The following is a 7,492-nucleotide window of genomic DNA, read 5'->3' as shown; positions in this document are numbered from 1 at the left end:
GACCATCGACAGGTTCACCGCCATGCTCGACGAGTACATGGTCTGGTACAGGGACAAGCGCATCAAGACCGAATACGGCATGAGCATCATGGACAAACGCGTCGAGCTCGGGCTCGTCGCCTGAACACCTGCGATAACGTGCTGAACGACCATACAGACAACGAAGTCCAACAAAACGTCACCGCCCCCAAACCATCAGCCCACACTGCGGAAAAACACCGCTCAACCTGACGAACAAACATTGAAGCAATACACATACGCGGGGATGATCCCCGTCCACCATCGTCAACGGGTGCAAAACAATAGTGTTCCCCGCATACGCGGGGATGATCCCGCAAGGAACGTCGCGTCTACTTGACGATTCCCGTGTTCCCCGCATACGCGGGGATGATCCCAGGTCGGCGGCGACCGCCAGCACGCAATCGGAGTGTTCCCCGCATACGCGGGGATGATCCCCGTCCACCATCGTCAACGGGTGCAAAACAATAGTGTTCCCCGCATACGCGGGGATGATCCCAGCGCGCAGATGCTGAACGCGGCGACGACCATGTGTTCCCCGCATACGCGGGGATGATCCCGGATGTATACGTTGTATCTGCCTCCGCTTTCCGTGTTCCCCGCATACGCGGGGATGATCCCTTCCCGATTTGCGGCTATGGGACAAAGCGAAGGTGTTCCCCGCATACGCGGGGATGATTCCGGTTCGGGTGGATGGTGAGCGGTTTCAACGATGTGTTCCCCGCATACGCGGAGATGATCCCACGCTGCCGGCCCCCTTGGTGCGTCGTGTCTGGTGTTCCCCGCATACGCGGGGATGATCCCACCAGCGACGACTCATACAACCTCGACCACTTGTGTTCCCCGCATACGCGGGGATGATCCCCACACCGGCCGCGACTCGTACCGGGTCCGCTGGTGTTCCCCGCATACGCGGGGATGATTCCTGTCCGTACCAGGTGCCGGTGAAGTCCATGGCGGGGACTGCCCCGGAAAGTGTGTAACTGGCTTTGATCGCTGGTCGTGAGACCGGTGGGAAAGGGCCTGTGATGAGCATGCCGACTGAGACAATGGAAACCATGACAACGACGACGGCCGTCGGCAAGGAAGCCACGAATAAACCAAGGAAACGCAGGGCGCCGAAGACGTCCCCGGTCGAGCGCGAGCTCGCGCTGGAGATGATCCGTAAGGCCAAGGAGCAGGGCCTCGACCTGACCGGACCCGATGGGCTGCTCAGACAGTTCACCAGGACCGTGCTCGAGACCGCTCTGGACGAGGAGATGACCGAGCGCGTCGGCCGGGCCAGACACGAGAAAAGCGCGGAGGGTAGGGCATCGAACACGCGCAACGGCACCACCTCGAAGACCGTCGTGGCCGACGCGGTCGGTCCCGTCACCATCGAGGTGCCGCGTGACCGGGACGGCTCGTTCGCGCCCGTCATCGTCAAAAAGCGCCAGCGGCGTCTGAACGACGTGGGCGAGGTGGTGCTCTCACTGTGCGTAAAGGGGCTCACCACAGGGGAGATCAGCGTCCACTTCAGCCAGATCTACGGCGCCTCGGTCTCCAAGGAGACGATTAGCCAGGTCACCGAGAAAGTCGTCTACCAGATGAGCGAGTGATCGACGCGCCCCTGGACCGGGTGTACGCGGCCGTGTTCGTCGATGCTATCCATGTCAAGGTGCGTGACGGCCAGGTCGCCAACCGCGCGTTCTACGCGGCCATCGGCGTGGACCTGGATGGCGACCGGGACGTGCTAGGCATCTGGGGCTCGCCTGCTGCCGAGGGCGCCCGGCACTGGCTCACGGTGCTCACGGAACTGAAGAACCGTGGCGTCGAGGACGTGTTCTTCCTGATCTGCGACGGACTGAAGGGGCTGTCCGACGCGGTCGGCGTGGTCTGGCCCCGCGCGGTCGTGCAGACCTGCATCATCCATCTGAAACACGTACCAGTATGTGTCCAAAGGCGACTGGAGCGCCATCGGCGACGACCTGAAGCCCGTCTGTACGGCCGTCAGCGAGACCGCCGCCGTTGCCGCGAGCGACGAGATGCTCGTCAGGTGAGCCGAGAAGTATCCCGCGATCCGGGGCCTGTGGATGGACGCGTGGGACAGGTTCGTGCCGCTCCTCGACTGCGACGTCGAAATCAGGCGGGTGATCTGCTCGACGAATGCGATCGAGAGCCTCAACGCCCGGTTCCGTCGTTCCATCAGGGCGCGCGGCCACTTCCCCCGATGAACGTGCCGCCCCGAAGTGCCTGTATCTGACCGTCAGGTCATTGGACCCGACCGCAAGGGACAGGTACGATGGACTGCACGGTGGAAACCCGCGCTCAACGCGTTCGCCATCGCCTTCGCCGACCGCTGGCCGGATGACAGAAACTGACAAATGAAAAACCGTCAGTTACACACTTAAAGAGACAGTCCCTTGTCTGACCGTTTCACGGCATTCCGGACCATCATCTGAAGGAGAAAACTATGGTGACGGCAACACGGGCGACAGCCAATCGGCTGGTGCCGGGCAGGGTGTATTTCGTGGAAGTGGATGGTTCTGCTTATGAGCTCGATGAGGAACAGGTGCGTTTGTTCCGAGACGTCATTGCTCATGCTTCGTCGGATTGTCGGATGATGACCACTGCTGAGATGGCACGGTTGCTCCGTGTCTCTCCGAAGACCGTCGGCTGTATTCTGGATTCCGGGGTGATTCCGTTCAAGAGAGACAGCCGCACCGGGCAGCGGACGGTCATGGCCGACGACGTACTCAGGTTCAAGCGGGAGTCCGAGCGCCGGCGCAGGAGTGCATTGGAGAATATGCGGGATGCCGCGGAGGAGATCGGCATGTACGACACTCCCGACGAATATATTCCGTTCCGAACGAGATGACTTTGAGGCAACGGATGGCCAATCCCATCGAGATGGAACGTGCGTGTCTTTCGTCGGTGTAGACGATTGCGGGGTATGGTGAATCCATGAACGCCGATGTTGTCTCCCCGTTGTTTGCTCCGAATGTTTTCTCCCGAGGAGAAGCGTACTTTCATGAAGGTCGGGTTCGGTCCGTGGGCGCAATCACTCCCGGCCTGTTCCATGGGGAGGTCGAGGGTGGAAGTCTCTATGACGTATTGGTGCGTATCGATGATGCTTCCATGCGATGCATGGTCTCGTGCAGTTGTCCGTTTGCGGCGAAAGGCAAGCGTTGCAAGCACTCCGCAGCGGTGATGCTCGCCATCGGCGGCTCCGCGGATAATGACGATGCGTCGCTTGCGCCCCCGCAAGGTGGAGCGGATGTGGCGCTGGGAACATGGTTGGATGAACCGTGCTCTATACGTGTGGACGTCTACGATGAGATTCGTTCCCGTCTGGCCTCATGGTATGGCGCCCATGGTCCGCTGCTGGTATGGGATGAGGCAGTCGTCGGGGAATGCGCGGGAATGGCGGCTGTCACCACGTGTATGGGCGGACCGCGGTTTCCGGTCCTGTCCGGATCGCAGGCCGGGCGTATGACGGAGTCGTTCATCCAATCGTTTCTGGAATCGGACGGTGCGCGTCGTGATGTCGGCGATGCGTTCGAAGGTGCGGACGTCGTTCTGGACAATGCACTGGCGGCTGAGGATTACGGACAGGCGTTGTCCAACGTGTTTCTCGTGATGCGCATCGTGGGAAGTTCCCTGGAATATGTCGGAGGCGATGGGGGAGCCCTCGAAGAGGAAAGCCTTGAGAGGAGCCTAGAGCATTTGGCATGGAAGGTGAGACTGCTCGTGGAAAGAACGGTCGCCAATGAGCGTTCCGGAGTGGGAACGTTTGCGACCATGGCCGCCGGCATCATGGGTTTCCTCCGCGAGGAACCGGAGATATTGGGGGAGAAGCTCGGGGTCGCGCTGCTGTCTTTTTCAAGGAGACAAAGAACACGGCGGATCGCGGATGAGGCGTTGGATGGATGGGAACATGCCATGAACGATGCGGCCGTGTCCCGGCGCTCGTCGCGTCTGCACTCGTATATGTGCCGGCTCAGACATGACGATCTGTTGCTGGCAGGAGAGTATGCGAGGGCGGCGGAATTCGAGTCGGACCATATGGACGATGAGGCGATGGCGTGGCTTGCAGCGATGAGATTCCTGCTGGAGGATTCTCCCGATCGAGCATGGGAGGTGGCGGCCCGCTATCCGGCGACGAGTCGAGGCTCGCAGGTGGATTCGTGCCCGATCGACTCATCGCCTTGCGGTTGGACGGAGCTGTCGGTGGCACTCGCCCGACGGCTTGATAATTGGGGCGCGCTGGAACGATTGAGACACGCTGCGCTGAAAGGAGCGATGGCATGACGATAGACGATGACGAACTGTCCCTGTCTGATGGCGCACGCCTGTTGTGGGGCAAGACGGACCGGCTCGATGGCAGTCGTTGGCTGCCGTTGTATGTGCATATGGCCGATTCGATCGGTATGGCCGAGAGGCTCTGGGACCATTGGATTCCGGACGGTACCAAGGCCGTCCTCATTCGTGATGTCGCCGACGAATCATTGGCCCGTCGAGTGTATTTGCTTCTGGCAGGTGTTCATGACATTGGAAAGGTTACGCCGCTTTTCCAATCCAAACCGATTCGGTTCGACTTGTTGGGTGACGGCTTGCCTTCATCGTTGGCTTGGTTGCCGGAGCGAGCGGGATTACCGATTCGTGACTTTTCCGACCCGAGCCATCCATCCCATCCGATTGCCGGACAGGTCATCCTCGAACGACATCTGACCACAGCATACGGGTGGTCGTCGGACATCGCGAGATCGTACGGCAGCGTGGTCGGCGGTCATCATGGCACTCCGCCTGACAGTCATCAGCTGAAAGAGGCCCGATGTGGGGAACCAATCCGTATGGGATGGGACGATGCCGCGAAGGACCGGTGGGAACCAGTACAGCGTGAGCTGCTGGAATTCGTGATTCGACGCGTCGGTTTGTCTCCTGACGACATGGTCCGATTGGGAGAACGACGCTTGGAGGCATCGTCCGAGGCATTGCTGACGGGGGCGGTGATTATGGCCGACTGGATGGCGAGCAATAGTGATGAAGGTATGTTTCCCCTGATTGCCGTTCCGGGCACACTGAGTGGTTTTAGCGAGGACCAGGATGATGACGTGCGTTCTTGGGAAGGTCTGCGTCGTCGTGCGGATCGGGCGTGGCGTACTCTGCGTCTGTGCGCGCCGTGGCATCCCATCACCAACGACTTGCACATGGATGATTCCGTGTTGGACGAATGGTTCCGGAGCCGGTTCTCCCTGCCGCAGGAGGCCTCTCCAAGACCGGTGCAGCGCGAGGCCGTGACGGTCGCCGCACGAGCCGACGACCCCGGACTGATGATTATCGAGGCGCCGATGGGCGAGGGGAAGACCGAGGCGGCGCTCGCTGCGGCGGAACTGCTCGCGCAACGATCCGGTTGCGGAGGCGTATGCATCGCACTGCCCACCATGGCGACCACCGACGCCATGCTCGGCAGAGCACACTCATGGATTGACGCCCTCCCGATGGAACCCGGGACGGATGGGAAGACCGTGTGGCTCGCGCACGGGAAAGCACAGCTCAATGAGGAATTCCACGGCGTTATCGTCGCTTCGCGGAATATGGCGTCAGCCTGGTCATCTATAGACATGGAGGCGCGGCATGGCGCTTCATCCCCCGAAACGGTCGTGTCCGAGTGGATGTGGGGACGCAAGAAAGGCGTACTCGCCAACTTCCTGGTCTGCACCGTCGACCAGGTGCTCATGGGCGCCCTGCAGATGAAGCACGTTGTGTTGAGACAACTGGCGCTTGCCAACAAGGTGGTCGTCATCGACGAATGCCACGCCTATGACGCGTACATGCAGGAGTATCTGAAGCGCATCCTCGAATGGTTGGGAGGGTTCCGTACGCCGGTCATTCTGTTGTCCGCCACGCTGCCGGAGCGGCAGCGCAAGGAGATGGCGGAGGCCTATCTGCGTGGGAGGGAGAGCGGAGAACGGGCGAACGCTCCTTCCCCGACACAGGATGGAGGAGTCAAACGTTCGGCCCGGTACAGGCGGCGTTCGCGTAGTCGATTTGGTGCCGTTGCTTCGAGAGCCAATGCGGTGGACGGTGGCTCGTCGGTTGTCGTGGCATCTGGTTCCGGTACGACCTGCGACGAGGCGTATCCGTTGATCACCTATTCATCCGGCGACCGGTTGCGGATGCAAGCCGTCGAACCGTCCGGCCGAACGCTGCGCGTGACGTGCCGGTTGATGTCGGATGATGATGACTCCCTGACGGTGCTGCTCGATGGATTGCTGCGGGATGGCGGCTGCATCGGAGTCATCTGTGATACGGTTCCTCGCGCGCAGCACGTGGAAGCGTTGCTGTCCGAACGATACGGTAATGATTGGATTCGTTTGACGCATGCCAGGTTCATGGACATGGACCGTATGGACAACGAGCGTGAGCTACGTGAATTGCTTGGGCCGCGAAGCACATTGGCGAACGGGCGACGTCCCGAAAGGCTGATCGTCGTCGGCACGCAGGTGCTTGAACAATCGTTGGACATCGATTTCGACGCGCTGATCACCGACATCGCTCCGGTCGACCTGCTCATGCAGCGGCTGGGACGTGTGCACCGCCACGTGCGAGGCGCCGGTCAACAGGATAGGCCCATACCGCTTCGTGCCGCATCCTGCCATATCCGCGGCATCGCCGAATGGGATGCGGGCATCCCTCGATTCGATGGCGGCGTACAGACCGTTTACGAGGAGGCCTCGTTATTGGAAACGTTAGGAGTGCTGGGATTGGATGTTCCAGGTGCATCGATGGAGGCATCCCTGCCCAAGGACATCGCGTCCACCGTGCGAATAGCGTACCGCGAGCATGCGGAAGAGACGATTCCCAAGACATGGCGTGAGTCGTATGCGAAGGCCGTCGCCTCGCGTACGGACAGACAGGAGAAGAAGCGCGAACGCGCGCGGCATTATCGCATCAAGTCGTTGCGGAGCATGATTGGTGAGGAGGAAACCCTTGTCGACTGGTTCAAAACCACGGCGATCGATGATACCGATGACGACAAAGGGCAGCGTGCGGTGCGCGACACGCAAGAGACGGTTGAGGTCATGCTGCTGCGCCGCCGCGACGATTCCATCCGTTTGCTGCCGTGGGTGGGGGATGCGCGCCATGGCATCGAACCCGGTGCAGAAGTGCCGACGAATTCGGTTCCGGACGATCGTTTGGCTCTGCTTATCTCCCAGTGCTCCGTGCGCCTGCCGATCGCAATGAGCGGATACGGAGGTAAAGGCATCGACGGGCTCATCAAGGAGTTAGAGCTCGGGTGCGTTGACGAAACGATGGTGTGGAGGGATTCGCCATGGCTCGCGGGGAAGCTCGCCGTTTTTCTCGAGGAAGAAGCGGATGGTGGCCTCAGAACTTCGCTGAATGGTTATGTTGTCCGGTATGACCGTCGTGCCGGGTTATATGTGGAACGTGAGACAGGTAGGTAGGTCGCTGCCGCCGGGGAGAATGGATG

At 60.6% G+C, this 7,492-nt stretch carries 3 protein-coding genes, 1 pseudogene and 1 CRISPR repeat array; all 4 genes and pseudogenes read left to right on the top strand.

The window, feature by feature from the left end; all coding sequences use genetic code 11:
• Window positions 1–305: 305 nt before the first annotated feature.
• Window positions 306–944: direct repeats of the CRISPR family, unit length 26 nt; unit sequence GTGTTCCCCGCATACGCGGGGATGAT.
• A gap of 225 nt (window positions 945–1,169) precedes the next feature.
• The 4 genes and pseudogenes from JS531_RS09355 to JS531_RS09340 all read left to right on the top strand — a co-directional run bounded on the left by JS531_RS09355 (window position 1,170) and on the right by JS531_RS09340 (window position 7,466).
• A pseudogene (locus JS531_RS09355) lies at window positions 1,170–2,378 on the top strand (IS256 family transposase).
• 92 nt (window positions 2,379–2,470) lie between these two features.
• Window positions 2,471–2,875, top strand: a complete 405-nt coding sequence (locus JS531_RS09350; RefSeq protein WP_214315397.1) for a helix-turn-helix domain-containing protein — start codon at window positions 2,471–2,473, stop codon at window positions 2,873–2,875.
• 86 nt (window positions 2,876–2,961) lie between these two features.
• The gene (locus JS531_RS09345; protein ID WP_214315396.1) at window positions 2,962–4,308 is read left to right on the top strand and encodes an SWIM zinc finger family protein; all 1,347 of its coding nucleotides are present in this window, start codon (window positions 2,962–2,964) and stop codon (window positions 4,306–4,308) included.
• Window positions 4,305–7,466 carry a CRISPR-associated endonuclease Cas3'' gene (locus JS531_RS09340; protein WP_214315395.1) on the top strand — a complete coding sequence of 1,054 codons (3,162 nt, stop codon included), beginning with the start codon at window positions 4,305–4,307 and terminating at the stop codon, window positions 7,464–7,466. Before JS531_RS09345 ends, JS531_RS09340 begins: the two co-directional genes overlap by 4 nt.
• Window positions 7,467–7,492: the final 26 nt, after the last annotated feature.

It is taken from the genome of Bifidobacterium sp. CP2 (genome assembly GCF_018555635.1).
GTDB lineage: Bacteria > Actinomycetota > Actinomycetes > Actinomycetales > Bifidobacteriaceae > Bifidobacterium > Bifidobacterium saguinibicoloris.
The sequence above is the reverse complement of the archived record's forward strand: the minus strand, read 5'-3'. Positions and strand labels throughout refer to the sequence as shown.

Excerpts from the sequence above, each read along its gene's own strand:
- JS531_RS09350 (WP_214315397.1), top strand. The coding sequence starts at position 2,471 with ATGGTGACGGCAACACGGGCGACAGCCAATCGGCTGGTGCCGGGCAGG.
- JS531_RS09345 (WP_214315396.1), top strand. The coding sequence starts at position 2,962 with ATGAACGCCGATGTTGTCTCCCCGTTGTTTGCTCCGAATGTTTTCTCC.
- JS531_RS09340 (WP_214315395.1), top strand. The coding sequence starts at position 4,305 with ATGACGATAGACGATGACGAACTGTCCCTGTCTGATGGCGCACGCCTG.